The following is a 24,466-nucleotide window of genomic DNA, read 5'->3' as shown; positions in this document are numbered from 1 at the left end:
GAACAACGCATTAGGAGACTTATATGCAAAAACTTATAATTGGTAGCCTGACAGCTTTGGCACTGGCAGTTAACGTGGCAAATGCAGAAACGCGCACGCTCAAAATGGGCACCGTTGCCGGCCCTGAAACCGAAGTTATGGAAGTGGCAGCGCGTATTGCTAAAGAAGAATACGACCTTAATGTCGAAATTATCGAATTTACCGATTACGTAACCCCCAATGTTGCACTAGCAGACGGTAGCCTTGATGCCAATGCTTATCAGCACGCCCCCTACCTGAATGCCATGGTTAGCGACCGCGGCTATGATCTTGCCGTTGCGGGCTATACCTTTGTTTACCCGATCGGTGCTTATTCAGAAAAATTCGACAGCATTGAAGACCTGCCCGACGGAGCGCAGATTGCTCTGCCCAATGACCCGTCCAACGAAGGGCGTGCGCTGATTTTGATGCATAACGAAGGCCTGATCACACTGAACGATCCGGAGAACCTGGAAGCCACGCCGATCGATATCGCCGAGAATCCGCACAACTTCCGCTTCCGTGAGATTGAGGCCGCCCAGCTTCCCCGTATACTGCGCGATGTGGATATGGCTTTTATCAATAACACCTTCGCTCAGCCAGCTGGCTTGAAGCTTGACGATGCCCTGATCAAAGAAGGCCCTGAATCGCCCTACGTGAACCTTATTGCCGTTCGCGGTGGTGACGAAGAGCGTGAAGATATTCGTCAGCTGGTTGATGCTTATCAGCGCGACGAAGTCGCGGCTAAAGCTGAAGAGTTATTTAAAGGCGCTGCCGTACCGAGCTGGACCGAATAACCCCTTTAGAAAGCACTTATATCAGGCCGACCTTTGTGTCGGCCTGATGCGTTTTATAACGAGATGATTATGCCGATCACCAACTACGCGCTACTCAACCGCCAGCTTGAAGCCCTGCTTGATACACGCGACTGGCTTACCAATAGCGCTCAAATCTGCGCTTTTATTCAGCAGGAAGTACCTAACCTAAACTGGGTGGGATTCTATCTTCAGCGACAGCATGAGGTCTTGGGGCTAGGGCCTTTTCAGGGTAAACCGGCCTGCCACCCGATTCCCTTTAGCAAGGGCGTATGCGGAGCCGCAGCACGCCAGCAGAAAACACAGCGGGTCGATGATGTTCACGCCATCGCAGACCACATTGCCTGCGATACGGACTCTCGCTCCGAGCTGGTGATTCCTGTCGTTCTAAAGGGCTACCTGTGGGGCGTTCTAGACCTGGATAGCCCACTACCTGCCCGCTTTACCGAAGACGATCAGGCTGGAATCGAAGCACTAATAGCTACTTTTCAGCGCCAAACGGATCTGTCGCCCCATCAATGATAAGTATGCAGATGGATGGTGCAGTAAGCACGAAAAATAACGTCGCTCATGGATAGATCAGAGCGGCGGCGCGCCTTTCTAAGTGAATGGTTGAATATTTCTTCTGCTTTATAGCGGCTCAACCCTAGCTCTTGAGCCGTATGAAAATATTCATCCAGCTCTGCATCATCCACGCCATCACGCATTAGCGACGGTTTGTTTGCAGATTTAAGGCCTGATTTGAGACCACCCAAGGCAGAGGCCAAGCTGGGCATTAAATTAAGATACATAGCTTCATCCTTGAATTATGTTCATAGGTAAAGTAGTTCATCGCAGCGCAAATTCCAGTACAACTTCAGGCCAATTTCTATACGCGCATTATACATTATACAGCATGACGTTATCGTGACAGGCACCATTTCACGCACGTAAATATCCCTAATCAGGCATTCTCATCACTAGACGTTAAGCCTGGCAAAGAAAGCTGCCTGAATTAATTTGCTGCGCGAAATAAACGAATACGGTATGAAAAACAATGCTAAACGAACAAAAACCCCGCGCTTAAAAAGCACGGGGCTAACAATTTGGTAGGACCAGGCGGATTTGAACCGCCGACCTCCACGATGTCAACGTGGCGCTCTAACCAACTGAGCTATGGTCCTGAAAAATGGGTTGCGAGAATGGTAGGACCAGGCGGATTTGAACCGCCGACCTCCACGATGTCAACGTGGCGCTCTAACCAACTGAGCTATGGTCCTGTCGTGCAACGGATGCGTATTCTACTTATTTATCACAGTATTGCAAGAAACTTTTTTCTTACGCAAGAACCAGATTTACGCTGTATATCTCGATAAAATCATGGCTTGATAGCGTGTTTAATATTTATAAACAACTAATAAAATTTATTTTAGTTACCTTACTCAATAGGAAGATCAAATATGCTTGCCCCACTAATTATGTGCCTTGCACTCCTGCCCTTACTGGCAACATTGGTCGCTCGAGTACCGTTGCGCTGGTGGTGGATACGGTGTTTTGAATTTCCTCGCGTGCAAATAGCGCTCCTATCACTTCTCTTCGGCCTAATGGCATTAGTGTTTTTAGAACCCAGCGATTGGCGCTCAGCCGCCTGGATTATCGTTCTTATTACGGTGGGCTTGCAGGGTCGCTATATTTTACCCTGGACACGCCTTTGGCGTGCTCAGGTTAAAACAGCTGATAAAGAAAGCTCCCAAGATCGCCACATTACGCTTTTAATTGCCAATGTATTGACGCCCAACCGGCGCGCTGAGGATCTGATCAAAATGATTCAACAGCGCCAGCCGGATATCATTTTAACCCTTGAGTCAGATCAATGGTGGCAGGATCAGTTAGATCCCGCACTTGATGAAAAATGGCCCTATAGCGTTAAAGTGCCGCTCGACAATCTCTATGGCATGCACCTTTATTCACGTCTACCGCTGGAAAACACCTCGGTTAAATGGCTAATCCAAAAAGACATCCCATCTATTCATACCATGGTAACGCTTGAAAATGGCGACTCTATTCGTCTGTATGCCGTTCATCCCCGCCCCCCTGCTCCGGCGGAAAGTGAAAAATCGTTATGGCGAGATGCTGAACTCTTATGGGTGGGGCAAGAAGTCCACAAAAAACCTCAGCCTACGTTAGTGGCAGGTGATCTTAACGATGTGGCCTGGTCAAGCACCACGCGTTTATTCTGCCGCATTAGCGGTATGCTCGACCCGCGGCGGGGTCGAGGTATGTTTAGCACCTTTCACGCCAAGAATCGACTGTTGCGCTGGCCGCTTGACCACATCTTTGTGACCAACCACTTCACGCTGGTAAACATGCAGCGGCTGGGAGCGTTTGGTTCTGACCACTTCCCTATCCTGGCAACCTTTTGTTACCAGCCTACGCGCCAAGTTGAGCAGGAGAAACCTCAAGCAGACAGCGAAGAGCGCGAAGAGGCCAGCGAAACCATACAACAGGGTAAAATAGAAAAGCAGAAAACCTGAGGCGCCGCTGGCGATCTAGAACGAGTTATTTATGCTCGAAAACCTATTCAGGAATTCCCCCCTGGGTTAGCACCGTTGGATCTAACAGTCTTTCCAACGTTTCCCGATCCAGGTCGGTTTGCTCTTCCGCGACATCAATAATCGGACGCCCTGCCTGGTAGGCTTTTTTAGCAATGGCGGCCGCCGCGTTATAGCCAATCACACTGTTGAGCGCCGTCACTAAAATAGGGTTACGCGCCAAAGGCCCCTGCAGGTTATCCTCCCGCACCTTAAACGTCGCAATTGCCCGGTCCGCAAGCAGCCGTGAGGTATTGCTCATCAAGGTAATGGAGGTCAGCAGATTGGTCGCCACCAGCGGCAGCATGACATTTAGCTGGAAGTTGCCGCTCTGGCCTGCCACCGTAATAGCCGCATCCAGGCCAATGACCTGGGCGGCCGCTTGGGCGGCCGATTCTGGGATCACAGGGTTGACCTTGCCCGGCATGATCGAGCTTCCCGGCTGCAGCGCTTCAAGCTCTATTTCACCCAAGCCTGCTAAAGGACCTGAATTCATCCAGCGCAGATCATTGGCAATTTTCATGATGACGCAGGCCAAGCCCTTTAATTGGCCGGAAAGCTCAACGGCCGCATCCTGGGAGGAGAGGCTAGCAAAAAAGCTATCGTTAGGGGCAAAGCTTAACCCGGTTTGCTCACTTAGCTCCTTGGCAATCTGATTGGCAAAGCCTTCCGGCGCATTGATACCGGTACCCACCGCCGTTCCACCCTGCGCTAAACGACACAGACGGCTCATCGCGCTATCAAAGCGCTCAATGGCTTGGCCTAGCTGGCTTGACCATGCCCCAAGCTCCTGGTCCATACGCAGCGGCATGGCATCCATCAAATGCGTACGCCCTGTTTTAACAACATGCTTAAGTTCGCTCGCGCGCTGATCAATACACGCTTTTAAATGCTCAAGCGCAGGCCGTAGCGACTCATTCACGGCAACTGCCGCTGAAACATGAATAGCCGTCGGGATAACATCGTTGCTTGACTGCCCCATATTCACGTGATCATTAGGTGTTACTTCAACACCTTCACGGCTTGCCAGGGTAGCCAACACTTCATTGACGTTCATATTGGTCGATGTGCCTGACCCCGTTTGAAATACGTCAATCGGGAACTGATCGTCGTGTTCACCATTAATCACTGCCTGTGCAGCTTTTTGGATGGCGCTCGATCTAGCCTCATCTAACAAGCCTAATTGTTGATTAGTGCGCGCGGCGGCCAGTTTAATCCGCGCCACAGCGTGTACAAAGGCCGCAGGCATAGGTGAATGGGAAACGGGAAAGTTATTGATAGCCCGCTGTGTTTGGGCTCCATAAAGGGCATTAGCCGGTACTTCAAGCTCACCCATGCTGTCGCGTTCGGTACGAGTATCCATTATTTATGCTCCTTTTAAATAGTAATCAATCTTATTTACAACTGATCACGTCGGCAAGTCCTTTCGCAATATCTGCAGCTATTCAAGCTAGACGCTCTCAACGCCGGGGTAAACATTAACCGCTTTAGGCTAGAAATAACGCCTCACGCCCCATGTTGCACTGCACAAAAACGACTGCTATGCTGCAACGCAAGAAAGCTTAATATTCATAGCGGCTGTTGTTAAACGGAATGCTTAAAAGCACTATCTTGATTTAGGAGTTTTACAATGAACACGTTCAATACAAATGAAATGAACCAGCAGTTTGATAATTTCTTTATGGCCCCTGCGCGCGCGTATGCCGCCCTGACTCTCGATTACGCAGAGAAGATGCTAAATGCACAAGTTAACGCCAGCCAAGCCTATGCTGAAACCGGCATCGCGCAGCTGCGCCAGCTAACCAGCGTAAAAGACCCAGAAGGGCTACGTAGTTATATGGAAGGCCAGCAGCAGGTTGTAAAACAACTAGCAGAACAGGCTAAAGGCGATACGGATAAAGTGGTTGCGCTTCACCAGGACTATTTTCAAAAAAGCCAGAAGCTAACTGAAGACAATGTAAAGCAAGCCCAGACAGCGGCTAGTAAAATGCGCAAACCCGCCTAAGCCACTATCTATTCAAGCATGGACCTTACCCGCTAAATTAATAAGCGGGTAAGGTTCACCAGTTAAGCGACGACTTAACAAATGGAATCGTTAGCTTTCGCTTAGCAGATAAAGACGCTTGATCAAGCGTTTCAATGGCTCGGCATAAATCGCCTAACTCACGCGGCCCACGATGCAAAATATAACGCCCGACATCGTCGGGCAGCTGCATTCCCCTAACATTCGCACGTAACCGCAGTGCCGCGAGGCGCTCCTCGTCATTGAGCGGATGAAGATGAAAGGTGACGCCCCACGTTAATCGTGACGCCAGGTCAGGCAGCACAACATTAAGCTGGCGTGGAGGGGCATTGGAAGCAATTACAAGCTGTTTGCCTGCATCACGCAATCGATTAAATGCATGAAATAGCGCTTCTTCCCAACGCTTTCGGCCAACGACATATTCCAGATCATCAATCGCTACCAAATCTAGTCGCTCAATATCTTCAAGCATCAGAGGTGGAAAGTGGCCCAGATCAGCTAACGGTAGATACAAAGCTCGTTTATCGGCATCGGAGGCAGCATGGCAGGCCGCTTGAAGAAGATGGCTTCGCCCACTCCCCTGGGCGCCCCATAAATAGATAAAAGGCTCGGCACTCGGCTGAAATTGTTGCGTCAGATGTTCAACCAGCAGTGCATTTGCGCCTGAAGCGTAATAATTATTGAAGGTTGCATCATCACGCAACCCTACTCCTAACGGCAGCTGTGCCGGCACTCGGCTCATGATGATTCCCTTTCGTCGTGACGATCCAGCCCATCATGGTGGTTTAAAGGCGTTAATGAACGTTGCTCAGCAGTATAAAGCGAACTGTGCTTATAACGGTCGTTTAACTCGCGGAGAAGTACCATAAATACGGCGGCAACAGGCAATGCTAACAGTACGCCAGTAAACCCAAACAGGTTGCCACCCGCTAATACTGCAAAAATAACGGCAACAGGATGCAAGCCAATTTTATCTCCCAAAAGTTTGGGCTGTAGTATGACACTTTCGGCGGCTTGACCGATACTAAATACCACGATGACACCGAGTATCGCCCACCACGTACCGTATTGAAATAACGCAACAATTAGGGCGACGGCAATCCCTACGATAAAGCCCAAAAACGGTACAAAGCTAACCAGCCCGGCCACAAACCCAATAAGCAAGCCAAAGTTAAGCCCCATCAAGGTAAGCCCTGTGGCATAAATAACGCCTAAACACAGCATGACTAAAAGCTGACCACGTAAAAAAGATGACAGCACCTCATCACAGCGGCGTGCTAAACGAAACGTGTCGCTTGCCCATTGCCGCGGCACCAAGCTTGCGATGTTGCTTAGCATGCGATTCCAGTCGAGAAGCAGATAGAAGGTAACGACCGGAATCAGTGCGATATAAGTAATCCAGGTCATAAATGCCATTCCGGAGCGGCCAATATGCCCTAAAGCCTGAGCTAGATAGCCTCCCGCATCACGCCAGTTTTCAACCAGTACTTCACGTACGTTGGTTAACTCACCACGTAAATCGTAGCCAGTCCACTCCTGAACCTGAGGCGCCAGCACGTTTTCAACCCAGCTAAAAATACCCGGCACCGCATCGCCCAACTGCTTAATCTGCTGGACGATAAGCGGTATGAGAATTAATAAACTCGCCGTCAATACAATCAGCAGTATCAAGAAGACGAGGCAAACGGCCAGCGTGCGCTTCATGCCTAGCCGCTGGAAATAATTAGACAGTGGATCAGCCAGATACGCCAATACCATGCTGGCAATAAAGGGCATTAAAACTGAATTCAGGACATACACCAGTCCAACAAACACGACTAGCAGCACTCCCCCTAACCATGAACTTCGCATTGTATGACTCTCCTTCCTGGATCCATCAAAAGCGCTTTATGCACTGAATAATAACAAAAGTTGTAGGAACGTAGGCGCAACATGTATACCGGCGATGCGGGCCACGCCGCTCGGTGTTACAATCCACGTCAGTTATTGCCCAGCACTGGCCATCTCGCCAGCACTACCCGTACTGCTATAGGCTTCACAGGAACTGTCATGACCGAGACTTCCACTTCTCCGGCTACTCCTTCGCTCAGCTATAAGGATGCAGGTGTCGATATTGATGCCGGAAATGCCCTAGTTGATCGCATCAAACACGTTGCCAAACGTACCACTCGCCCCGAAGTAATGGGCGGCTTGGGCGGTTTTGGCGCTTTATGCGAGCTACCCGCAGGCTACAAGCAGCCTGTTCTGGTATCTGGCACTGATGGAGTGGGCACCAAACTGCGCCTTGCGATGGACCTTGGCAAGCACGACACCATTGGCATCGATTTAGTGGCAATGTGCGTTAATGATTTGATTGTCGCAGGTGCCGAACCGCTGCTGTTCCTCGACTACTATGCCACGGGTAAGCTGGATGTGGATATCGCTGCCGACGTAGTAACCGGCATTGGCGCCGGTTGTGAGCTGGCTGGCTGTGCATTGGTTGGTGGTGAAACAGCCGAAATGCCCGGCATGTACGAAGGTAGTGACTATGACCTGGCGGGTTTTTGCGTCGGCGTTGTGGAAAAATCCGAAATTCTTGACGGTAGCAAAGTAAGCGAAGGCGATGTCCTGCTGGGCCTTGCCTCTTCAGGCCCTCACTCTAACGGCTACTCGTTAATTCGCAAGATCCTGGAAGTGAGCAATGCCTCGCTTGAAACGCAGGTAGATAATACCCCGTTAGCCGATGCACTAATGGCGCCAACCCGCATTTATGTGAAGTCGCTGCTTTCCTTGATGCGTGATACTTCTATTCCTGTGCATGCACTTTCCCACATTACCGGTGGCGGCCTGCTCGAAAACATCCCCCGCGTACTGCCTGAAGAGCTCGCGGCACACGTTGATATTGCTACATGGCAGCGTCCTGCGGTATTTGACTGGCTACAGGCTCAAGGCAACGTTAACGAAGTTGAAATGCACCGTGTACTTAACTGCGGTATCGGCATGGTCATCGTGGTGCCTGCCGCAGAGGCAGAGCAAGCCATGACCCATTTACAAGCCCAGGGTGAAACGGTTTATCGCATCGGTCATATTATCAAGCGCCAGGATGAAGCCGTGGTGCTGGAGAACCTGCCCGTATGAGTGGTACCGATTACCCCAGCGATACGATTACCGATATGGCGCCAGAGCCGACCGGCCCACGTCGGGTAGTCGTGCTTATTTCTGGCAGTGGCAGCAATCTTCAGGCGCTGATCGATGCGCAGTCTCATGACCGCCTAGGCGGTGAGATTGTCGCAGTGATTTCCAACGTGGCAGACGCTTACGGCTTGAAGCGCGCTCACGAGGCTGGCATCGAAGCAGTTGCCCTGCCCCATCGCGAATATGATACTCGCGAGGCTTACGATGGCGCGCTGATTAAAGTCATTGAGCGCCACGAGCCCGACTTGATCGTATTGGCGGGCTTTATGCGTATTTTAACGCCACGCTTTGTACAACGCTTTATGGGTCGGATGCTCAATATTCATCCTTCACTGCTGCCCGAGTACCAGGGGTTAAATACCCACGTAAGGGCGCTGGCCGACCAGGTAACCAGCCACGGCTGTAGCGTGCACTTTGTTACCGAAGAGCTGGATGGCGGCCCGGTGGTTCTTCAGGCGGAATTGTCTGTAAGCGCGGATGATAGTGAAGAGACGCTTAAAGAGAAGGTCCACGCACGTGAGCATCTGATTTATCCGATTGCGGTGCAGTGGTTTTTAGAGGGACGGCTTCAGTTTAGCGCTGAAGGCGCCAAAATGGATGGTCACCTGCTGCCTACCCATGGTATGCGCCTCTCACATGCTGATGCAGCTGAAGAGTTGGATGAAGAACTGGACGAAGACGCCGAAGAGTAGCTTATTGCTTAATCAATAAATGATTGCGGCAAACACCTGCAGTAAACAACAAGGCCTTACGGTTCCCCGTAAGGCCTTGCTTTTGGGCTGATCAATAACGCTCATTCATTAAGTGCGCGGCAAGGTTACTCCGCGCTGGCCCATATATTTGCCCCCGCGATCTTTATACGAGGTTTCGCAGACTTCATCAGACTCTAAAAACAACATTTGCGCTACACCTTCGTGAGCATAAATCTTGGCAGGCAAATTGGTCGTATTAGAGAACTCAAGCGTGACATGGCCTTCCCACTCAGGCTCAAGCGGCGTGACGTTCACAATGATGCCACAGCGCGCGTAGGTTGATTTTCCCAGGCAGATAGTCAGCACGCTACGCGGAATGCGGAAGTACTCAACGGTTCTTGCCAAAGCAAATGAGTTGGGCGGAATGATGCAGACATCGCCTTTAATATCTACAAAGCTTTTCTCATCGAACGCCTTGGGATCAACGATAGCCGAGTGAATATTGGTAAACACTTTAAACTCATCGGCACAGCGCACATCATAACCGTAGCTTGAAGTACCGTAAGAGATCACTCGCTGATCATTCACATAGCGAACCTGCTCGGCTTCAAAAGGCTCGATCATGGCGTCGCTTTGCGCCATGCGACGAATCCACTTATCTGATTTGATACTCATGTATTACTTCATCACTCGCTAAAAGAAATAGTGGGACCACCGCTTTCGCTGGCACTCACTGATTGGGCAACTTGCCTGGCAATCTCAGCAAACGTTTGGCTTACCGAGCTATCAGGTTCTGATACAACACTTGGGCTGCCCGAGTCTGCCAACTCACGGATAGACAGCGTCAAAGGTAACCGTCCTAGTACCGTCGTCTGATACTCTTCAGCGATACTATCGCCACCGCCGGTACCGAAGATCGCGGCTTCATGGCCACAGTTCTCACAGTGATAGAGGCTCATGTTTTCAACCACACCAAGTACCGGCACGTTCACTTTGCGAAACATTTCAATGCCTTTACGAGCATCTAAAAGCGCAATATCTTGTGGCGTAGTGACAATGACAGCCCCGCTTACCGGTACTTTCTGAGCCAACGTCAGCTGAATATCACCGGTACCCGGTGGCATATCGATCAACAGAAAATCCAGATTATCCCACTGCGTTTGCGTGAGCATTTGCTGAAAAGCCCCTACGACCATCGGCCCACGCCATACCATGGCCTCTCGGGTATTCGCCAAAAAAGCCATGGACATTGCCTGAAGGCCATGTGCTGTTAAGGGCAAGAATTTATTATCACCCGTGGATTCAGGGCGAACGCCCTCTTTAACACCCAGCATTTGGGCTTGGCTTGGTCCATAAATGTCCGCATCAAGAACCCCTACGCGATAACCTTGGGCAGAAAGCGCCAGTGCCAGGTTAACGGTTACGGTCGACTTGCCAACCCCACCTTTGCCCGATGCCACTGCGACGATGTGTTTAACGCCATCCATTTAGTCGCTCTCCTATATCTGGGTAGATCATGAACATTGGGATAAATGATACTCTCTGAACGAGTATTCATAAACAAACAAAACGGATGCTGGGGATACCAGCATCCGTTTGATGGTTCGTCCGTACTAGCTATTTATCGTTTTAGCTATACAAACGTTTTAGACGAACTTTTTACTAGTTAGTGTTCTGCTGCTGGTTTTGCTGCTGCTCCTGCGGCTGGCTATTGTCTTCATCGCTGGCCGTTTCCTGCTCAGTATTACTACTTTCTGAGGCGCTATCTTCTGACGCTTCGCCCGCTAACGTGGGGACTTCATCATTGGCGGCATCATCAACACTACCCAGACGCTGATCGAGTGAGGAAAGCTCTTCGCGCCACTCGCTCAATTGAGACTCCAAGCGAGACAACTGATTTTCGCGCGCTTCAATATCGCTCTCAACGTTTGCAACTTCGTTGCGGCCAAGGTCAAGGGCAACCATGAGGTCTTCCATCTCGTTACGAACCTGGGTGAGGCTTTGATCTTCCTGCTCGCGCAGTTCAGTTAGCGAATCGACTTCCTGTTGTAGCTCATCGCGCTCCGCCGTAACCGAATCACGCGTGCTTTGCAGCTCGTCAAGCTCGGCCTGAGTATTGGATATCTGCTCTTCTAAGCTTGAAAGCTCTTCATTAGCCTGACTGATTTTATCTTCAAGTGCAGCTAACTCCTCCTCGGCACTGTTCAGCTCATCTACAGCTTCTTGACGCTGCTCTTCAGCCTGCTGCCGAGCAGCTTCTGCCTCTTGGCGAGCTTGATCAGCACTTTCACGCGCATCTTCTACTTGTTGAAGCGAAGCTTCAGCCTCTTCTTGAGTCGTCTCGATTTGATCACGCTCATCACGTAGCGACTGCATTTCGCCTTGTGCGCTTTCAAGCTGCTGATTGAGGGAGTCCACTTCCTGCTGTAGCGTTGTGCGCTCAGCTTCCAGTTCTTCAAGACGTGACTGGGTGGTAGTTACATCATTTTGAGCACTTTCAAGCGATGCGCTTGCCTCATTGCGCTGCTCTTCCAAGGATGCCATCTCTGCCTGCATATCGGACAGGTTGGTTTCTGCTTGGTCTATTTCCTGAATACGGCGGCTGTACCGGCGGTTATCCTGCTCTACTGTAGCAAGCTGCTCTTCAAGCGTTTCAACGCGATCTTTATGAGTGCCGGCGTTAGATTGGGCCATGATTGCCCAGATAACCGCGATAGCCGCGATACCTGCAATAGCTCTAACACGGTTATCTTTAAATAAGGTTTTGGTATCCAGCCTGGTGGCAGGCGTCTGATGATCCGGGTGGCTTGTTTCTGGCATTCTGCGTCCCTCTCGTCTTGGCTACCGATACCAGCAGCGTAAATTGTTCGCTTATGACCTAACACTCATTACTAGCATACACAGCAAATGGCATCTAGCCAGTCCATTAGCTAATTCAACGTATTAACGTTGGCTCGCTTATGAGTGTAGATCATTATGGCGCGCTGATGCTGGGGTCTGAGCGCCTTTAAACCACGCTAGCTTCTCATGCAGTGAAACCACGCTGCCCACGATTAATAATGCCGGTGATTTAATACGCCCAGCGATTAGTGCCTCTGGTAGAGCTTGTAGCGTGCCGATATGGGTCTGTTGGGCCGTTGTGGTGCCGTTTTCGATCAAAGCGAGAGGCGTATCACACGGTAAACCATGGGCAATAAGCTCGCGACTAATTATCTCAACACTGCCTAGCCCCATATAAAAGACCAGCGTCAGCCCTTCGTGAGCTAATGCATGCCAATCAATTGCGTGCTCATCATGGGCCAAGTGGCCGGTGACAAAATGAACGGCCTGGGCATGATCACGATGCGTGAGCGGTATTCCCGCATAAGCGGCGCAGCCTGATGCCGCCGTTATGCCTGGAATTACTTCTACCGCTATATTTTTCGCCATGAGTATTTCGAGTTCTTCACCGCCACGCCCAAAAATGAAAGGATCCCCTCCCTTAAGTCTAACGACTTGTTTCCCCTCATTTGCCCACACGACTAATGTATGATTAATTTCATGCTGAGGAACGCTATGTAAAGAACGCTCCTTACCTACGTAAAAACGCTGCACACTAGTAGGGATGAGCGCCAGGATATCGTCACTCACCAGTCTGTCATATAGCACCACATCGGCTTGCTGTAACCGTTTATAGGCTTTTAAGGTTAATAATTCAGCATCACCTGGCCCTGCACCAACCAAACTGACAAAACCACTCATCATGCCTCCTGAAGAATCCCTACACTTTACTTAACACCACTAAGGTTAATAGAATAACAACAAAATATTTAACAAAAACACACTTAAACCCACAAAAGTAAATTAAAATAACATCAAGCTTACATACAAGCCTCATTAGATAACAAACTATTGTCTTATATTCCAAAAGAGAATTAGTTAATTCATATTTATTATTGATAAGGTATCAATTTGTCAGCAATGGCTTACAACTCTATTACCTAAATAGCGCTAGTCTTCACAATCAACTTTTGGCATTCATATTGGAGCTTTATGCATGTCCGTGAATGACTACCCTAGGGCTTTGAGTGCTGACTGTCTCATTCCGCTTATACCCGGGGTCATTTTTCAGTTCTATCGCTCGCGCAATGGTCATATGCAGTTCCCTTACCTTGAGGGTGGTGGCGAGCTGCTTAAGCATATTGATCGTGTACAGCTGGCTAATGATGCGGGTGAACTACTTGAGCACTTAACAGGTAATGAGTACCCAAAAGTCATGTCTGCGATTGAGCGTTCGGCACGCTGGATGTTACCGCTAACCACTCGCTTCAAGCTTCCCCTGCCAAACGCCAAATCTCACTGGATCGCCGTATGTGGTAATCCTGAATTATCTGGCGACGGGGTACTTTGGACAGGCGTCATGATGGATATTACCGATCAAGTGATCGAAGAGCAGCGACTTCGCAAACTCTGCGATACCGATGTTCTCACCGGCCTGCCAAATCGACGTAAATTAATGGTGCATTTAGCCCATTTAACATCGATTAGTACGCGACACGGCACCCCCCTGTCTATCATGATGATTGATATTGATCATTTTAAATTGCTCAATGACCGTTGGGGACATCTACAGGGCGATGAAGTGCTTAAGCAGCTAGCAACGGAAATGAAAGCCCATTTACGATGTGAAGATATGGTAGCCCGCTTGGGTGGTGAAGAGTTTATGGTAGTGTTGCCGCTTACACCGCTACAGCAATGCCATAAGCTTGCAGATCGATTACGCGAGGCCATTTCCAGGCACGATTTTGGAGTCGGCAAAGGTGAAGTCACACTCAGTATTGGCGTGGCCGAATATCGTTGCGGTGAACCCCTGACAAATCTTATAGAGCGCACCGATCAGGCACTTTATAGCGCTAAAGATGTAGGCCGAGATTGCGTTTTTCTTCTATCCTAGTCGATTTTTTAGGGAGTATGGTAATGGAAAAGCTCGCTCGTAAGGCTTGTGAAGCCTGCAACAAACATATGCCGCCTCTCCAGGAAAATGAGCGAGAGGCCTATCTTAAACAGTTACCAGAGTGGCGGATTGTCGAACGCGATGGCATCATGAAGCTATCACGAAGCTTTTCGTTTCGTGACTTTGCCAGGGCGCTACTCTTTACCCAGCGTGTTGGCGAACTTGCTGAGCAGGCTGGGCACCACCCCGTCATTATCACTGAGTGGGGCAAAGCCACCGTGATGTGGTGGACCCATCAAATTAACGGCCTGCATCATAATGATTTCATTCTTGCCGCCAGAACCGACGAGGTAGCTAAGTAAATGTTTGAGCATATTGAGCGAGTCCCAGGAGATGCCATTCTCGGACTGATTGAAGCTTTCAAAAAAGACACCAATCCACAAAAAGTTGACCTGGGCGTAGGCGTTTACCGCGATTCAAACGGTAATACACCGGTCATGCGCGCGGTCAAAGAAGCCGAAGCTCGCCTGCTCAATAATGAAACCACCAAAACCTATATTGGCTCACACGGCGCGCCTGCCTACAGCGACGTCGTGCTGCCCATGGTATTGGGTGCCGACTCACCGGTATTGAACGCCAAGCGTGCCAGCGCTACCCAGTCACCGGGCGGAACAGGCGCTTTACGCTTAGCAGCAGACTTCATTGCCAGCCAGTTACCGGGCAAAGGCATTTGGGTAAGTGACCCGACCTGGCCGAACCACCACGGCATTTTCACTTCCGCCGGCATTGAACTGCATAAATACCCCTATGTAGATCCGGATAACCGTCTTGATTTCTCAGGCATGCTGGCTGCGCTGAAAAAGATTCCTGAAGGCGATGTAGTTGTACTGCATGCGTGCTGCCATAACCCGACCGGCTTTGATCTTTCCCAGGAGCAGTGGCAGGAAGTGCTGGACGTTCTGCGTGAACGCAAACTGTTGCCGCTGATTGACTTCGCCTACCAGGGCTTTGGCGAGGGTCTGGACGAAGACGCTTACGGCGTACGTCTGCTGGCCGAAAAGCTGGATGAAGTGATTATCACCAGCTCCTGCTCCAAGAACTTCGGCATTTACTGCGAGCGTACGGGCTGCCTAATCACCGTGGCCAAAGACACAGAGCAGATGGAAAGCGTGCGCTCTCAGGTCGCTATTGTTGCCCGTGAGAACTACTCGAACCCACCTGCTCACGGCGGGGCCATCGTAAGCGAAATTTTAGGCGATGCAGAGCTCACGGCTATCTGGCGTGAAGAACTGACCGAAATGCGTGATCGCATTAATACGCTGCGTCGTGATTTCGTGGAAGCTTTAAAGCCTTACGGACTTGATCAGAAGTACGCTTGCGTTGCAGAGCAGCGTGGCATGTTCTCTTATACAGGCCTTACGCCTGAACAGGTAGATCGTCTGCGTGATGAGTTTGGTATTTACATGGTTCGTTCTGGCCGTGCCAACGTAGCGGGTTTCTCACATGAAAACCTGCCTTACCTTGCTAAAGCCATTGCGGCGGTTAACGACTAACCGTTAGCTTTATGCATGTTAAAACGCCTAGGCTATGCCTGGGCGTTTTTGTATCTTGGGAAGCGTTTTATTGTTGTGTACAATTGTCCGCTTGCCGCCAGAGCCTGGGGCGCCCGTGCGGCGTCCTATACAGCGCAATACTTGACCGATCAGTCAAGCCTGAACCTTTTTAATGGTCAACCTAAGGATATTGCGTTGTGAACACTCAATTCAATGAGGCCTTCCATGGCGGCAGCCAGCACACGCTATCCCTGGTATAAAAAAGAAGATACCGATGCGTTCTTCGCACTTTTTCAGAACAATATCGCTAACTTTATTGTTATTGCGATCACCATGCTGGGTATGGGATTTCCCGCCTCAATTGTTTATGGCCAGGTACTGCCTGGTGCCGCCATCGCGGTGATGGTCGGCAACTTCTATTACGCCTGGAGCGCTGCGCGACTTGCGCGTAGAGAAAGCCGCACTGATGTTACCGCCCTTTCGTACGGGATCTCCACCCCGGTCATGTTTGTATTTTTGTTTGGCGTATTGCTGCCGGCCAAACAGCTAACCGGTGATACCGAGCTTGCCTGGAAAGTGGCGGTAGCCGCCTGCTTTATTAGCGGCGCCATTGAAGCGGCTATCAGCATTATTGGGCGTTGGGTCCAGTATCATCTGCCGCGCGCGGCCATGCTGGGCGCCGTTGCCGGGGTTGCGCTTACCTTTATTGCCGGTGAAATGCTGTTCAAGACTCTGGAAGTGCCGATTATTGGCCTTTTAGTACTAGCGATTATTATTGTTGGCCTCGTCGCTCGTGTCAGCATGCCATTCAAGCTGCCCACCTCCCTGTTTGCCATTGTGGTTGGAACGGCGATGGCATATTTGATTGGTGACGCGGGTAGCGAACGCTTTAGTGATGCGTTTACCCACTTAGGTTTTTACCCACTGTTACCTAATATGGCTTGGTTTGAAGGCCTGGGCCTTTTATTTTCCGGCATGCTGGCGGTACTTACCGTTGTGCTTCCCATCACGCTGTATAATGCCATTGAAACCATGAATAACGTGGAAGCAATGGAGGCCGCAGGTGATAAATACGATGTCCGTGAATGCCAAGCAGTGGATGGTGTAGGCACAATGATCGGCGCGCTGTTTGGCGGGGTCTTCCCCACAACGGTTTACATCGCCACGGTAGGCGCTAAATGGATGGGTGCAGGGCGCGGTTACAGCCTGTTAAATGGCGCCGTTTACGCTCTTGCCACCATGACAGGCTTAATTGCCGCTTTGGCAGCGATCATTCCGGTTTCGGTGGTCGCCCCCATATTAGTGTTTGTAGGCATGTCTATGATCGCAACGGCGTTTCAAGCTAACGACACACGTTACTATCCGGCGGTGGCGCTCGCCATGCTACCCTACTTCGCCAACTACATCATGACGCGTTTTAATCGCGGTGCAGGTGAAGTTGTCAGCGATATTTCCAGCGCGATTGTGGTGATGGGGCAAGGCGCCATGTTCATGGCTATTTTACTGGGCGCCATGACCGTTTCTGTCATCGATCATCAATTCCGGCGCGCCGCCGTGTTTGCAGCCATTGCCTCAGGCTTTTCCTTTGTGGGCTTGATGCACGCCCCCAAACTCGCCTTTAATGCCGCACCTGACTTTATGCTGGGCTATCTAGCAATGGCACTCCTGTTTATGTACTTCTCGTTTCAGGAAGCGCCTCACAAACGCTAGCCGTTATATCCCGCCTGCCGATGCGGGCGGGATAATATACGCTGCAATACGGCCCATGCGGCCAGCCCTGCCAATAGATTACCCAGCGCCGCGCCAACGGCCAAGCCCAGCCAGCCAAACAGCTGCGCACCTATCCATAAACAGGGTAAATAGAAGGCAAACAGGCGCGCGCTGGAGAGCAGCATGGCGCGTAGCGGCCAGCCCAGCGCATTACCCGCCGAAACCACCAGCATGCATACCCCAAGAGCCGCATAGCTTGGTAGCAAAAACCGGATCAACAGGGTCAGTTCGCTCTGAACGTTCGGCGTGCCCGCCAGTACCATGGCAAGCCAGGGCGCGCACAGTGCAAGTAGCACACCAAGTGCCAGCTGCCAGGCAAGCGCTACTTTCAGCGCTAGACGCATTAGCTGTTGAATCTGTCCCCAATCACCGGCGCCATAGCAGCGGCCGAGCCAAGGCGGCAGCGACATGGTCATCGCCAGTATCACCATCAGCGAGAGCGTTTCCAGCCGGCTTGCCAGGCCCCATGCTGCTACCTGGGTATCCCCAAGACCAGCCACCACAGAAATGGTTAACATCCCCGCTAGAGGCGGCATCAGCTGGCTTATCATGGCCGGGGCGGCAATGCCGAGATAAGGCCGCCAGGAGCGCCCCGCTTCCTCCCAGAGCCCTACCCAGGCTACCCACTGCTTGCGAATCAGTTTCTGAGTGGTTATTAAAAGCCCCAGGGTAAAGGCAATGCAGGTAGCCCAGGCCGCACCCGGTAGCCCCCAGCCCTCCCAGGAGCCCACTCCAAAGATTAGCAGCGGGTCGAGCACCAGGTTGGCAACGCTGCTCAACACCATCATCTTGCCCGGCAGCCGTGTATTACCGTGCGCGCGAAATACGCTATACATGAAGTAAAGCAGCGCGCCGAGCCAGGCGGATAGAAGCTGCGGGGCCCAGTAGACGCGAATGTAGCCAAGCGCCGTGGTATCGGCACCCAGCTGGCGAAAAATAGGCACATGGAAAAGCCACAAGCCTATACAGATGACGCCGATAATCGCCCCCCCAGCAATTAGCACCAGGCTGCTTAACCGCCTGGCTCTGGCATGTTCGTCAGCGCCTAGAGCACGTGAGATAAGCGCGGCAATGGCAATTCCCATTCCCACCTGGATGCCAATGATCAGAAACGAGAGCGGAAAGGTAAACGACTGCGCAGCCAAAGGAACGGTTCCCAAGCGGGCAACAAAGGCACTATCTACAAGCTGAAAACCCAATAACGCCAACACACCGATTGCCATCGGCCATGTCTGGCGCCATAAGGTTATGGCCAACTCGTGCTGCTGCAAGGTGTTGCTCAAGCTAGTCACTCCTTTTTGAACGGGGTGGTTATAAACAAAAACGCCACCGCCCGGCAAGGGCAGTGGCGTTTCAAGCTTTAAAATTTACTGACGGATGCCTTCAAACGTCACGTAAAGCTCAAGCTCATGCATCGGCTCGGGAAAATCGCTCATGTCGATTCCAAAATCGCTCAGCGTCAGCATTGTCTTACCTTCAAACCCGGCACGATAATTGCCCCACGGGTCATCGCCTTCACCAATCAGGGTAACCGGCATTTCGATTTCCTGGGTTTCACCATGCAGCGTCAAGTCACCGGTGAGAACACCTTCGTTATCGCCGGTTGATTCAAAACCGGTTGAGGTGAACGTGGCGGTGGGATACTCGCTCGCATTCAGGAAATCATCGCTCAGGATGTGGCGGTCACGCTCAGCATGGTTGGAATCCAGGCTGTCGACCTTTACTTCAAACTCGACGGATGAAGCGTCCAGGTCATCTTCATCGTAGGTGAACTGGCCATCAAACTCCTTGAAGCTGCCCAGCAGGTAAGACATGCCCAGGTGGCTGATTTTGAACTGGACAAACGCGTGCTGACCTTCAGTATCCACTTGATAGTCGGCCGCTTGCGCCTGACTCAGTGGGAATAGTAATGCAGCAGCAACGGCAGATGCACATGCAGTCTTTTTCAACATCATTAATATCTCCTGACTTTCCATAGTAGGCACTACGAATAGAGCGTGATCGCAGCGTTCAAAAAACTCGTTCTTTAAACTATTTCGGATTAAAAATCAAAGCGTTAGAAATTTCACATTTACATTTTTCTGGAACGATGCATAGGGTTAATCATGCGGAGCAGCGTATCGTGCTTATTAACCCAATGATGCTTAAAGGCGGCCAGCGCATGCCCGGCGGCCAGAGTAACGAGCGCCAGCGCGCTATACCAATGGATATCACCGGCAATGCTGGCCTGGTTCGGTAACCCATGCACCAGAGCAGGTACATCGAACCATCCAAATACGCTGATACTGCGCCCGTTGGCCGTAGAGATCAGATAGCCGCTGCCCAGCACAAGCAGCAAAATCACATAAAGCGCAATATGCCCCACGTGTGCAGCCAGCTTTTCAAGACGGCTGCCTTCACCTGCTGGCGTCACCTGCACCAGACGCCAGACAATCCTCACCACGGTGACCAGCAGCAGCAAAACTCCAATTGAGCGATGCACCCAGGGGCCCAGGTTATACCAGCTGTCATAATAGCCAAGCCCAGTCATCCACCAGCCCAGCACAAACAGGCCAATAATTGCCAGAGCGCTCAGCCAGTGGAAAAAGATACTTACCGCCCCCCAGCGCATGCGTGAATTACGCCACATCGTTTTTATTCCTTATCAAGTAACCCATTACGCCTACAGGGGTACTGGCCAGCACATGCGATTAACATGAGAAAAATTGTGAATTTACCTGCAAAGCATACTGACAAGTAATAACCATTACTGCTGAAAAAAGCTGAATGCATCATTCGTAAAAACCACTGAATAACGGGCTAACGACTTTTATAGATAGCTTGCATCACTACTGGTTCGGAAGATTACAATCATTCTATAAAATAGCATGAATCAGGTATTTTAAATCAATTTTACTATTTGTTTTGCGCGCTTAATATTAGCGCATGTCCTAACACGACACGTCATTACGACTTAAAACTAAATGCATATTGTTACGAGAGAACAGCACTCATGAAAAACTTTACCTTTATCGCCGCGATCGCCATGGCTCTGACTTCGACCGCTGTTCTGGCTGAACAGGGCTCAGATGAGTTCAACCAAGTAGTTCACGCAAGTTCCTCCTTAAGCCACAGCGCCGACAGTCTGTCCATCACGCCAGCTGATCTGCCACTGGTAAATGGCGATGCAGCCAAGAACCGTGTTATCGCTCCAAGCTCTGAAGCGCACCACTCAGCCAGCAACAATGACCAGATTGCCCAGTCGGACCTGCCGCACCGCAACGCTTCCTGAAACCGGTAGCCGCTGTTTGAAAACAGCGGAAACTCAGATTTGATGAGCACTAAAAAACCCACCGCTAGGTGGGTTTTTCGTTAGCCATACCAATTGTTTGATTAACCAGCAGCTAAAGCATCCAGGCCTCGGGCCAAGTCTCGCTGAATATCCTGCTGGCTTTCTAAACCAACAGCGACGCGAATCAGCCCTGGGGAAATACCAGCAGCTTCTTTTTGCACATCGCTCAGACGGCCATGCGTGGTCGTTGCCGGATGGGTAATCGTGGTTTTGACATCCCCCAGATTGCCCGTAATTGAAAGCAGACGCGTGGCATCAATGACCTGCCAAGCACCCTCTTGCCCGTTAATCACCTCAAACCCCAATACGGCACCAAATCCTTTCTGCTGCTGTGTGGCAAGCGCATGCTGCGGATGGGCTTCAAGACCGCTGTAGAAAACCTTATTAACGGCCGGGTGCTGTTCCAACCAGCGCGCCAGTGTCAACGCATTTTCACAGTGAGCCTTCATACGCAAGGAAAGCGTCTCAAGACCCTTGGTAAAGATCCAGGCGTTGAACGGACTCATGCACGGGCCACAAGTACGCACAACGCCAAAAATTTCTTCCAACAGGTCGTGCCTGCCCACTACGGCCCCGCCGATTGCCCTGCCCTGACCGTCCAGATACTTGGTAGCCGAGTGAATCACCAGATCGGCGCCCAATGCCAGTGGCTGTTGAAGTACGGGAGTCAAAAAACAGTTATCAATCGCCAACAGCGCATCGTGCTGCTTGGCAAGGGCGGCAAGCGCCTTGATATCGGCAATCTCAGAAAGCGGATTGGACGGTGTTTCAGCAAACAGCAGTCGCGTTTTGGGCGTGATGGCCGCGTCCCAGGCTTCAAGACTCGAAAGCTCCACGTAACGCGTGGTTATCCCGAACTTACCCAAGTACTTGTCGAACAGGCTGACGGTTGAGCCAAACAGCGAACGCGACGCCACGATTTCATCACCCGCCGACAAAAGAGCAAGCGCGGTGGAGAGAATCGCCGACATACCAGAGCTTGTCGCCACGCAGCGCTCGCCGCCTTCAAGGGCGGCTAGCCGCCGCTCGAAGGTATGCACGCTCGGGTTAGTAAAGCGCGAGTAAACGTTGCCCGGCTCCTTGCCACCAAACTTGCGCGCCGCCTCAGCGGCACTTTCATAAACAAAGCTTGAAGTGGGAAAGATCGGCTCCGAATGCTCCTGCTCAAAGGTACGATGGTGGCCTGAACGAATCGCCAGCGTCTCTAACGACCACTCATCCTGCGGGCTGTTATTCTGCATGGGCGTGTCCCTTAGTTTTTTATAAACGGGTTTCTATAAACGGGTTTCTATAAACGGGTTTCTATAAACATCGTGAAGCGTTTCGGCTCAATCTGAAAAAGCCCTAGCTAGGGCTTTTCAAAACCCATTAATCGTCGAGGTCATCATCCTGGTTATGCATATCTACCAGGGCGTGATTCCCCGCACTTTGATCTTTTGCCGAATCATTACGACTGGCTTCCAGCACCGCCAAGTAGGCCTCGTCGATATCCCCAGTGACATAGTTACCGTCAAACACTGAACAGTCGAAGGCTTCCATTTCGGGGTTCACTTCACGACAGGCATCTTTCAGATCTTCTAGATCCTGATAGAAGATGCGATCGGCGCCAATCAGCTCGCCCACTTCATCTTCAGTACGCCCATGAGCGATCAGCTCGATTGCTGCAGGCATATCGATGCCGTAGACGTTGGGATAACGCACAGGCGGCGCGGCGGAAGCAAAATAGACCTTACGCGCCCCCGCATCGCGTGCCATTTGAATGATCTGCTTACAGGTTGTGCCACGCACAATGGAGTCATCCACCAGCAGCACGTTCTTGCCTTTGAATTCAACGTCGATAGCGTTGAGTTTTTGGCGTACCGATTTCTTACGCTGGGTTTGGCCCGGCATGATAAACGTACGGCCAATGTAGCGGTTCTTCATAAAGCCTTCGCGGTACGTCACCCCAAGGTGCTGGGCCATTTCCAGCGCCGAGGTGCGCGACGTATCCGGAATCGGAATCACCACATCAATATCGTGATCCGGCCATTCGTTAAGAATGCGATCACCCAGCTTGCGACCCATCTGCATACGCGTGCCGTACACGTAGGCACCGTCCAAAATAGAGTCTGGACGTGCCAGATACACATGCTCGAAAATGCACGAGCGCAGCTGCGGCCGGTCAGCACAAACTTGGGTATGGAACTGGCCCTGCATATCCACAAAAATTGCTTCGCCGGGCGACAGATCACGCTCAAGTTCAAAGCCGCCCACATCCAAGGCAACCGACTCAGAAGCAATCATGACATCTTGACCGGCATCCGTTTGGCGAGTACCAAAGACCACCGGGCGAATGCCGTGAGGATCACGAAACGCCACCATACCAAAACCATTAATGATCGCGACCGCCGCGTAGCCGCCTTTGCAGCGTCGGTGCACTCTACGTACCGCGTCAAAAATATCTTCCGCTTCCAGGTGCAACCCTTGCTTGCCTAGTTCATGGGCAAACACGTTAAGCAGCACTTCAGAATCGGAGCTGGTATTGATATGACGTAGGTCGGTCGAGAAAAGCTCCTGCTTCAACTGCTCGGAGTTGGTCAGGTTACCGTTGTGCGCTAACGCAATGCCGTAAGGAGAGTTGACATAAAACGGCTGGGATTCCGCTTCGCTGGAAGAGCCAGCAGTAGGATAACGTACGTGACCAATGCCCAGGTTACCTTTAAGGCGAGCCATATGGCGAGTGTGGAAGACATCGCGCACCAGCCCATTACTCTTGCGCAGTAGGAAGCGTCCCTCGCTCCAGGTCATCATGCCGGCAGCGTCCTGGCCGCGATGCTGAAGTACGGTCAGGGCATCGTAGATTCCCTGATTTACCGCCTGCTTGGCCAGAAGGCCTACTATACCGCACATTCAAGTTACCTCGCTTTAGTGCCATGGCTTGCTAAAACAAGCCCGTACGTTCTTGAAACTCGTTTTAAAACTTGCGTTTTAAGCGTTACTCAATAAAGCCTGGTTGCACCAGCCTCTATGATATCACTGGCTATCAATCGATTGCGGCGCGAACTCATTTCTCGAACGAATGTCCGGCAATGAAATATCCCGCAGAGACGCAGGGGCTTCGGGCAATTCACGCTCCCACTGATCCAATTGGCTAACCGCCCAATCGCGTAGCTCAACAAAGGTGGGACGTAATGACGCTTGCTGCCATGCTTGAAGTTCAGCAAAGGGCGTGAGCGTAATAAGTACCGTTGCCACTAATAAAATGACCGCACCACGGGCGACGCCAAAGACAGCACCGGCAAAACGGTTCAAAAGCCCCATACCCGCCCAGACAATAGCGGCGTGCACCAACCGAATCACAATCCCGCAAAGCAAAATAACCGCAAAAATGATGAGTGCAAACGCCAATACAAGCCGGGCATCAAAGCTTTCAATAAAGCCCGCCATGAATTCAGCCAGCGGCTCGGCTAGTACGCGGGCCACCATCAAGGCGACAATCCAGGCTCCCAGGCCGAGTGCCTCTCTCACAAAGCCACGTACAAACCCGGCCAACATTGAAAGCGCAAGCACGGCCAGGAAAACAGCATCTATCCACGTTAATGCCATTA

The 24,466-nt window shown here is 51.2% G+C and carries 25 protein-coding genes and 2 tRNA genes; 11 read left to right on the top strand and 16 right to left on the bottom strand.

The genetic code is table 11. The features are described 5' to 3' along the window. Positions 1 to 23 precede the first annotated feature (23 nt). Together ACT3R7_RS10080 and ACT3R7_RS10075 are read left to right on the top strand one after the other, a co-directional pair. Positions 24 to 815, top strand: coding sequence for a MetQ/NlpA family ABC transporter substrate-binding protein (locus ACT3R7_RS10080; RefSeq protein WP_193091681.1), 792 nt, complete (start codon positions 24 to 26; stop codon positions 813 to 815). 69 nt (positions 816 to 884) lie between these two features. Next, on the top strand, positions 885 to 1,355 hold the full coding sequence (locus ACT3R7_RS10075; RefSeq protein WP_193091682.1) for a GAF domain-containing protein: 471 nt from the start codon (positions 885 to 887) through the stop codon (positions 1,353 to 1,355). Here ACT3R7_RS10075 and ACT3R7_RS10070 read toward each other — a convergent pair. The 3 genes from ACT3R7_RS10070 to ACT3R7_RS10060 all read right to left on the bottom strand — a co-directional run bounded on the left by ACT3R7_RS10070 (position 1,349) and on the right by ACT3R7_RS10060 (position 2,092). Continuing rightward, complete coding sequence (locus tag ACT3R7_RS10070) at positions 1,349 to 1,624, bottom strand: hypothetical protein (protein WP_192538278.1); 276 nt, start codon at positions 1,622 to 1,624, stop codon at positions 1,349 to 1,351. The two genes, ACT3R7_RS10075 and ACT3R7_RS10070, sit on opposite strands and share 7 nt — an antisense overlap. A 295-nt stretch (positions 1,625 to 1,919) precedes the next feature. Beyond that, a tRNA-Val gene (locus ACT3R7_RS10065) sits at positions 1,920 to 1,996 on the bottom strand. Positions 1,997 to 2,015: 19 nt separating this feature from the next. Next, positions 2,016 to 2,092, bottom strand: a tRNA-Val gene (locus tag ACT3R7_RS10060). Between the two features lie 180 nt (positions 2,093 to 2,272). Between ACT3R7_RS10060 and ACT3R7_RS10055 the strand changes: the two genes are divergently transcribed. Continuing rightward, positions 2,273 to 3,346: an endonuclease/exonuclease/phosphatase family protein gene (locus ACT3R7_RS10055; protein ID WP_193091683.1), complete on the top strand. Its 1,074-nt coding sequence runs from the start codon at positions 2,273 to 2,275 to the stop codon at positions 3,344 to 3,346. Between the two features lie 43 nt (positions 3,347 to 3,389). Here ACT3R7_RS10055 and ACT3R7_RS10050 read toward each other — a convergent pair whose 3' ends face one another. After that, entirely contained in the window at positions 3,390 to 4,766 is a 1,377-nt protein-coding gene (locus ACT3R7_RS10050) for a class II fumarate hydratase (RefSeq protein WP_193091684.1), read from the bottom strand. 267 nt (positions 4,767 to 5,033) lie between these two features. Here ACT3R7_RS10050 and ACT3R7_RS10045 point away from each other — a divergent pair, with 267 nt between their 5' ends. Next, positions 5,034 to 5,408: a phasin family protein gene (locus tag ACT3R7_RS10045; protein ID WP_192538281.1), complete on the top strand. Its 375-nt coding sequence runs from the start codon at positions 5,034 to 5,036 to the stop codon at positions 5,406 to 5,408. Positions 5,409 to 5,463: 55 nt separating this feature from the next. On the opposite strand, the gene hda is transcribed toward ACT3R7_RS10045, so the two are convergent. Next, positions 5,464 to 6,168: a DnaA regulatory inactivator Hda gene (gene hda, locus ACT3R7_RS10040; RefSeq protein WP_192538282.1), complete on the bottom strand. Its 705-nt coding sequence runs from the start codon at positions 6,166 to 6,168 to the stop codon at positions 5,464 to 5,466. Further along, positions 6,165 to 7,277, bottom strand: coding sequence for an AI-2E family transporter (locus ACT3R7_RS10035; protein ID WP_193091685.1), 1,113 nt, complete (start codon positions 7,275 to 7,277; stop codon positions 6,165 to 6,167). The genes hda and ACT3R7_RS10035 overlap by 4 nt, the downstream gene beginning before the upstream one ends. Positions 7,278 to 7,475: 198 nt before the next feature. Between ACT3R7_RS10035 and purM the strand changes: the two genes are divergently transcribed. Together purM and purN are read left to right on the top strand one after the other, a co-directional pair. Continuing rightward, positions 7,476 to 8,543: a phosphoribosylformylglycinamidine cyclo-ligase gene (gene purM, locus ACT3R7_RS10030; protein ID WP_193091686.1), complete on the top strand. Its 1,068-nt coding sequence runs from the start codon at positions 7,476 to 7,478 to the stop codon at positions 8,541 to 8,543. After that, positions 8,540 to 9,292, top strand: coding sequence for a phosphoribosylglycinamide formyltransferase (gene purN, locus ACT3R7_RS10025; protein WP_192538285.1), 753 nt, complete (start codon positions 8,540 to 8,542; stop codon positions 9,290 to 9,292). The genes purM and purN overlap by 4 nt, the downstream gene beginning before the upstream one ends. A gap of 108 nt (positions 9,293 to 9,400) precedes the next feature. On the opposite strand, the gene dcd is transcribed toward purN, so the two are convergent. From dcd to cobA, 4 genes are all read right to left on the bottom strand, one after another. Further along, on the bottom strand, positions 9,401 to 9,967 hold the full coding sequence (gene dcd / locus ACT3R7_RS10020; RefSeq protein WP_018917236.1) for a dCTP deaminase: 567 nt from the start codon (positions 9,965 to 9,967) through the stop codon (positions 9,401 to 9,403). Between the two features lie 11 nt (positions 9,968 to 9,978). Continuing rightward, positions 9,979 to 10,779: an iron-sulfur cluster carrier protein ApbC gene (gene apbC / locus ACT3R7_RS10015; RefSeq protein ID WP_192538290.1), complete on the bottom strand. Its 801-nt coding sequence runs from the start codon at positions 10,777 to 10,779 to the stop codon at positions 9,979 to 9,981. A 175-nt stretch (positions 10,780 to 10,954) separates the two neighbouring features. Then, entirely contained in the window at positions 10,955 to 12,112 is a 1,158-nt protein-coding gene (locus ACT3R7_RS10010; RefSeq protein WP_193091687.1) for a coiled-coil domain-containing protein, read from the bottom strand. A 138-nt stretch (positions 12,113 to 12,250) separates the two neighbouring features. Then, positions 12,251 to 13,033 carry a uroporphyrinogen-III C-methyltransferase gene (gene cobA, locus ACT3R7_RS10005; protein ID WP_193091688.1) on the bottom strand — a complete coding sequence of 261 codons (783 nt, stop codon included), beginning with the start codon at positions 13,031 to 13,033 and terminating at the stop codon, positions 12,251 to 12,253. 295 nt (positions 13,034 to 13,328) lie between these two features. Here cobA and ACT3R7_RS10000 point away from each other — a divergent pair, with 295 nt between their 5' ends. The 4 genes from ACT3R7_RS10000 (at position 13,329) to ACT3R7_RS09985 (ending at position 17,488) form a co-directional block, all read left to right on the top strand. Continuing rightward, positions 13,329 to 14,225 (top strand): GGDEF domain-containing protein, encoded by an 897-nt coding sequence (locus ACT3R7_RS10000; protein WP_192539477.1) that lies wholly within the window; start codon positions 13,329 to 13,331, stop codon positions 14,223 to 14,225. Positions 14,226 to 14,248: 23 nt separating this feature from the next. After that, the gene (locus ACT3R7_RS09995) at positions 14,249 to 14,587 is read left to right on the top strand and encodes a 4a-hydroxytetrahydrobiopterin dehydratase (protein ID WP_193091689.1); all 339 of its coding nucleotides are present in this window, start codon (positions 14,249 to 14,251) and stop codon (positions 14,585 to 14,587) included. Continuing rightward, positions 14,588 to 15,778, top strand: coding sequence for an amino acid aminotransferase (locus ACT3R7_RS09990; protein WP_192539479.1), 1,191 nt, complete (start codon positions 14,588 to 14,590; stop codon positions 15,776 to 15,778). Between the two features lie 225 nt (positions 15,779 to 16,003). Next, complete coding sequence (locus ACT3R7_RS09985) at positions 16,004 to 17,488, top strand: NCS2 family permease (protein ID WP_193091690.1); 1,485 nt, start codon at positions 16,004 to 16,006, stop codon at positions 17,486 to 17,488. On the opposite strand, the gene ACT3R7_RS09980 is transcribed toward ACT3R7_RS09985, so the two are convergent. The 3 genes from ACT3R7_RS09980 to ACT3R7_RS09970 form a co-directional block, all read right to left on the bottom strand. Then, entirely contained in the window at positions 17,485 to 18,771 is a 1,287-nt protein-coding gene (locus ACT3R7_RS09980) for an MATE family efflux transporter (protein WP_407648061.1), read from the bottom strand. The genes ACT3R7_RS09985 and ACT3R7_RS09980 overlap by 4 nt on opposite strands. A 144-nt stretch (positions 18,772 to 18,915) precedes the next feature. Continuing rightward, positions 18,916 to 19,500 (bottom strand): YceI family protein, encoded by a 585-nt coding sequence (locus tag ACT3R7_RS09975; RefSeq protein WP_192539494.1) that lies wholly within the window; start codon positions 19,498 to 19,500, stop codon positions 18,916 to 18,918. 119 nt (positions 19,501 to 19,619) lie between these two features. Then, entirely contained in the window at positions 19,620 to 20,177 is a 558-nt protein-coding gene (locus ACT3R7_RS09970) for a cytochrome b (protein ID WP_193091692.1), read from the bottom strand. 363 nt (positions 20,178 to 20,540) lie between these two features. Between ACT3R7_RS09970 and ACT3R7_RS09965 the strand changes: the two genes are divergently transcribed. Further along, positions 20,541 to 20,819: a hypothetical protein gene (locus ACT3R7_RS09965; RefSeq protein ID WP_192539483.1), complete on the top strand. Its 279-nt coding sequence runs from the start codon at positions 20,541 to 20,543 to the stop codon at positions 20,817 to 20,819. 101 nt (positions 20,820 to 20,920) lie between these two features. Here ACT3R7_RS09965 and ACT3R7_RS09960 read toward each other — a convergent pair whose 3' ends face one another. The 3 genes from ACT3R7_RS09960 to ACT3R7_RS09950 form a co-directional block, all read right to left on the bottom strand. Beyond that, a complete protein-coding gene (locus ACT3R7_RS09960; protein WP_192539484.1) occupies positions 20,921 to 22,120 on the bottom strand; it encodes an O-succinylhomoserine sulfhydrylase in 1,200 nt (399 codons plus the stop codon). Between the two features lie 127 nt (positions 22,121 to 22,247). Continuing rightward, positions 22,248 to 23,768 (bottom strand): amidophosphoribosyltransferase, encoded by a 1,521-nt coding sequence (purF, locus tag ACT3R7_RS09955; protein WP_193091693.1) that lies wholly within the window; start codon positions 23,766 to 23,768, stop codon positions 22,248 to 22,250. 123 nt (positions 23,769 to 23,891) lie between these two features. Continuing rightward, the gene (locus ACT3R7_RS09950) at positions 23,892 to 24,464 is read right to left on the bottom strand and encodes a CvpA family protein (protein ID WP_192539486.1); all 573 of its coding nucleotides are present in this window, start codon (positions 24,462 to 24,464) and stop codon (positions 23,892 to 23,894) included. Positions 24,465 to 24,466 lie beyond the last annotated feature (2 nt).

The organism is Halomonas sp. AOP43-A1-21, assembly GCF_052376775.1.
In the GTDB taxonomy this organism is placed as follows: Bacteria; Pseudomonadota; Gammaproteobacteria; order Pseudomonadales; family Halomonadaceae; genus Vreelandella; species Vreelandella colorata.
This window is presented reverse-complemented; position numbering and strand designations above follow the sequence as displayed.

What these genes read in the sequence shown, in the direction of transcription:
- ACT3R7_RS10080 (WP_193091681.1), top strand. Translation starts at nt 24, where the DNA reads ATGCAAAAACTTATAATTGGTAGCCTGACAGCTTTGGCACTGGCAGTT.
- ACT3R7_RS09985 (WP_193091690.1), top strand. Translation starts at nt 16,004, where the DNA reads ATGGCGGCAGCCAGCACACGCTATCCCTGGTATAAAAAAGAAGATACC.
- purN (WP_192538285.1), top strand. Translation starts at nt 8,540, where the DNA reads ATGAGTGGTACCGATTACCCCAGCGATACGATTACCGATATGGCGCCA.
- cobA (WP_193091688.1), bottom strand. Translation starts at nt 13,033, where the DNA reads ATGAGTGGTTTTGTCAGTTTGGTTGGTGCAGGGCCAGGTGATGCTGAA.
- apbC (WP_192538290.1), bottom strand. Translation starts at nt 10,779, where the DNA reads ATGGATGGCGTTAAACACATCGTCGCAGTGGCATCGGGCAAAGGTGGG.
- ACT3R7_RS09990 (WP_192539479.1), top strand. Translation starts at nt 14,588, where the DNA reads ATGTTTGAGCATATTGAGCGAGTCCCAGGAGATGCCATTCTCGGACTG.
- hda (WP_192538282.1), bottom strand. Translation starts at nt 6,168, where the DNA reads ATGAGCCGAGTGCCGGCACAGCTGCCGTTAGGAGTAGGGTTGCGTGAT.
- ACT3R7_RS09980 (WP_407648061.1), bottom strand. Translation starts at nt 18,771, where the DNA reads ATGGCAATCGGTGTGTTGGCGTTATTGGGTTTTCAGCTTGTAGATAGT.
- ACT3R7_RS10045 (WP_192538281.1), top strand. Translation starts at nt 5,034, where the DNA reads ATGAACACGTTCAATACAAATGAAATGAACCAGCAGTTTGATAATTTC.
- ACT3R7_RS10050 (WP_193091684.1), bottom strand. Translation starts at nt 4,766, where the DNA reads ATGGATACTCGTACCGAACGCGACAGCATGGGTGAGCTTGAAGTACCG.
- ACT3R7_RS10000 (WP_192539477.1), top strand. Translation starts at nt 13,329, where the DNA reads ATGTCCGTGAATGACTACCCTAGGGCTTTGAGTGCTGACTGTCTCATT.
- dcd (WP_018917236.1), bottom strand. Translation starts at nt 9,967, where the DNA reads ATGAGTATCAAATCAGATAAGTGGATTCGTCGCATGGCGCAAAGCGAC.
- ACT3R7_RS09970 (WP_193091692.1), bottom strand. Translation starts at nt 20,177, where the DNA reads ATGTGGCGTAATTCACGCATGCGCTGGGGGGCGGTAAGTATCTTTTTC.
- ACT3R7_RS09950 (WP_192539486.1), bottom strand. Translation starts at nt 24,464, where the DNA reads ATGGCATTAACGTGGATAGATGCTGTTTTCCTGGCCGTGCTTGCGCTT.
- ACT3R7_RS10010 (WP_193091687.1), bottom strand. Translation starts at nt 12,112, where the DNA reads ATGCCAGAAACAAGCCACCCGGATCATCAGACGCCTGCCACCAGGCTG.
- ACT3R7_RS10035 (WP_193091685.1), bottom strand. Translation starts at nt 7,277, where the DNA reads ATGCGAAGTTCATGGTTAGGGGGAGTGCTGCTAGTCGTGTTTGTTGGA.
- ACT3R7_RS09975 (WP_192539494.1), bottom strand. Translation starts at nt 19,500, where the DNA reads ATGTTGAAAAAGACTGCATGTGCATCTGCCGTTGCTGCTGCATTACTA.
- ACT3R7_RS10075 (WP_193091682.1), top strand. Translation starts at nt 885, where the DNA reads ATGCCGATCACCAACTACGCGCTACTCAACCGCCAGCTTGAAGCCCTG.
- purF (WP_193091693.1), bottom strand. Translation starts at nt 23,768, where the DNA reads ATGTGCGGTATAGTAGGCCTTCTGGCCAAGCAGGCGGTAAATCAGGGA.
- ACT3R7_RS10055 (WP_193091683.1), top strand. Translation starts at nt 2,273, where the DNA reads ATGCTTGCCCCACTAATTATGTGCCTTGCACTCCTGCCCTTACTGGCA.
- ACT3R7_RS09960 (WP_192539484.1), bottom strand. Translation starts at nt 22,120, where the DNA reads ATGCAGAATAACAGCCCGCAGGATGAGTGGTCGTTAGAGACGCTGGCG.
- ACT3R7_RS10070 (WP_192538278.1), bottom strand. Translation starts at nt 1,624, where the DNA reads ATGTATCTTAATTTAATGCCCAGCTTGGCCTCTGCCTTGGGTGGTCTC.
- ACT3R7_RS09995 (WP_193091689.1), top strand. Translation starts at nt 14,249, where the DNA reads ATGGAAAAGCTCGCTCGTAAGGCTTGTGAAGCCTGCAACAAACATATG.
- purM (WP_193091686.1), top strand. Translation starts at nt 7,476, where the DNA reads ATGACCGAGACTTCCACTTCTCCGGCTACTCCTTCGCTCAGCTATAAG.
- ACT3R7_RS09965 (WP_192539483.1), top strand. Translation starts at nt 20,541, where the DNA reads ATGAAAAACTTTACCTTTATCGCCGCGATCGCCATGGCTCTGACTTCG.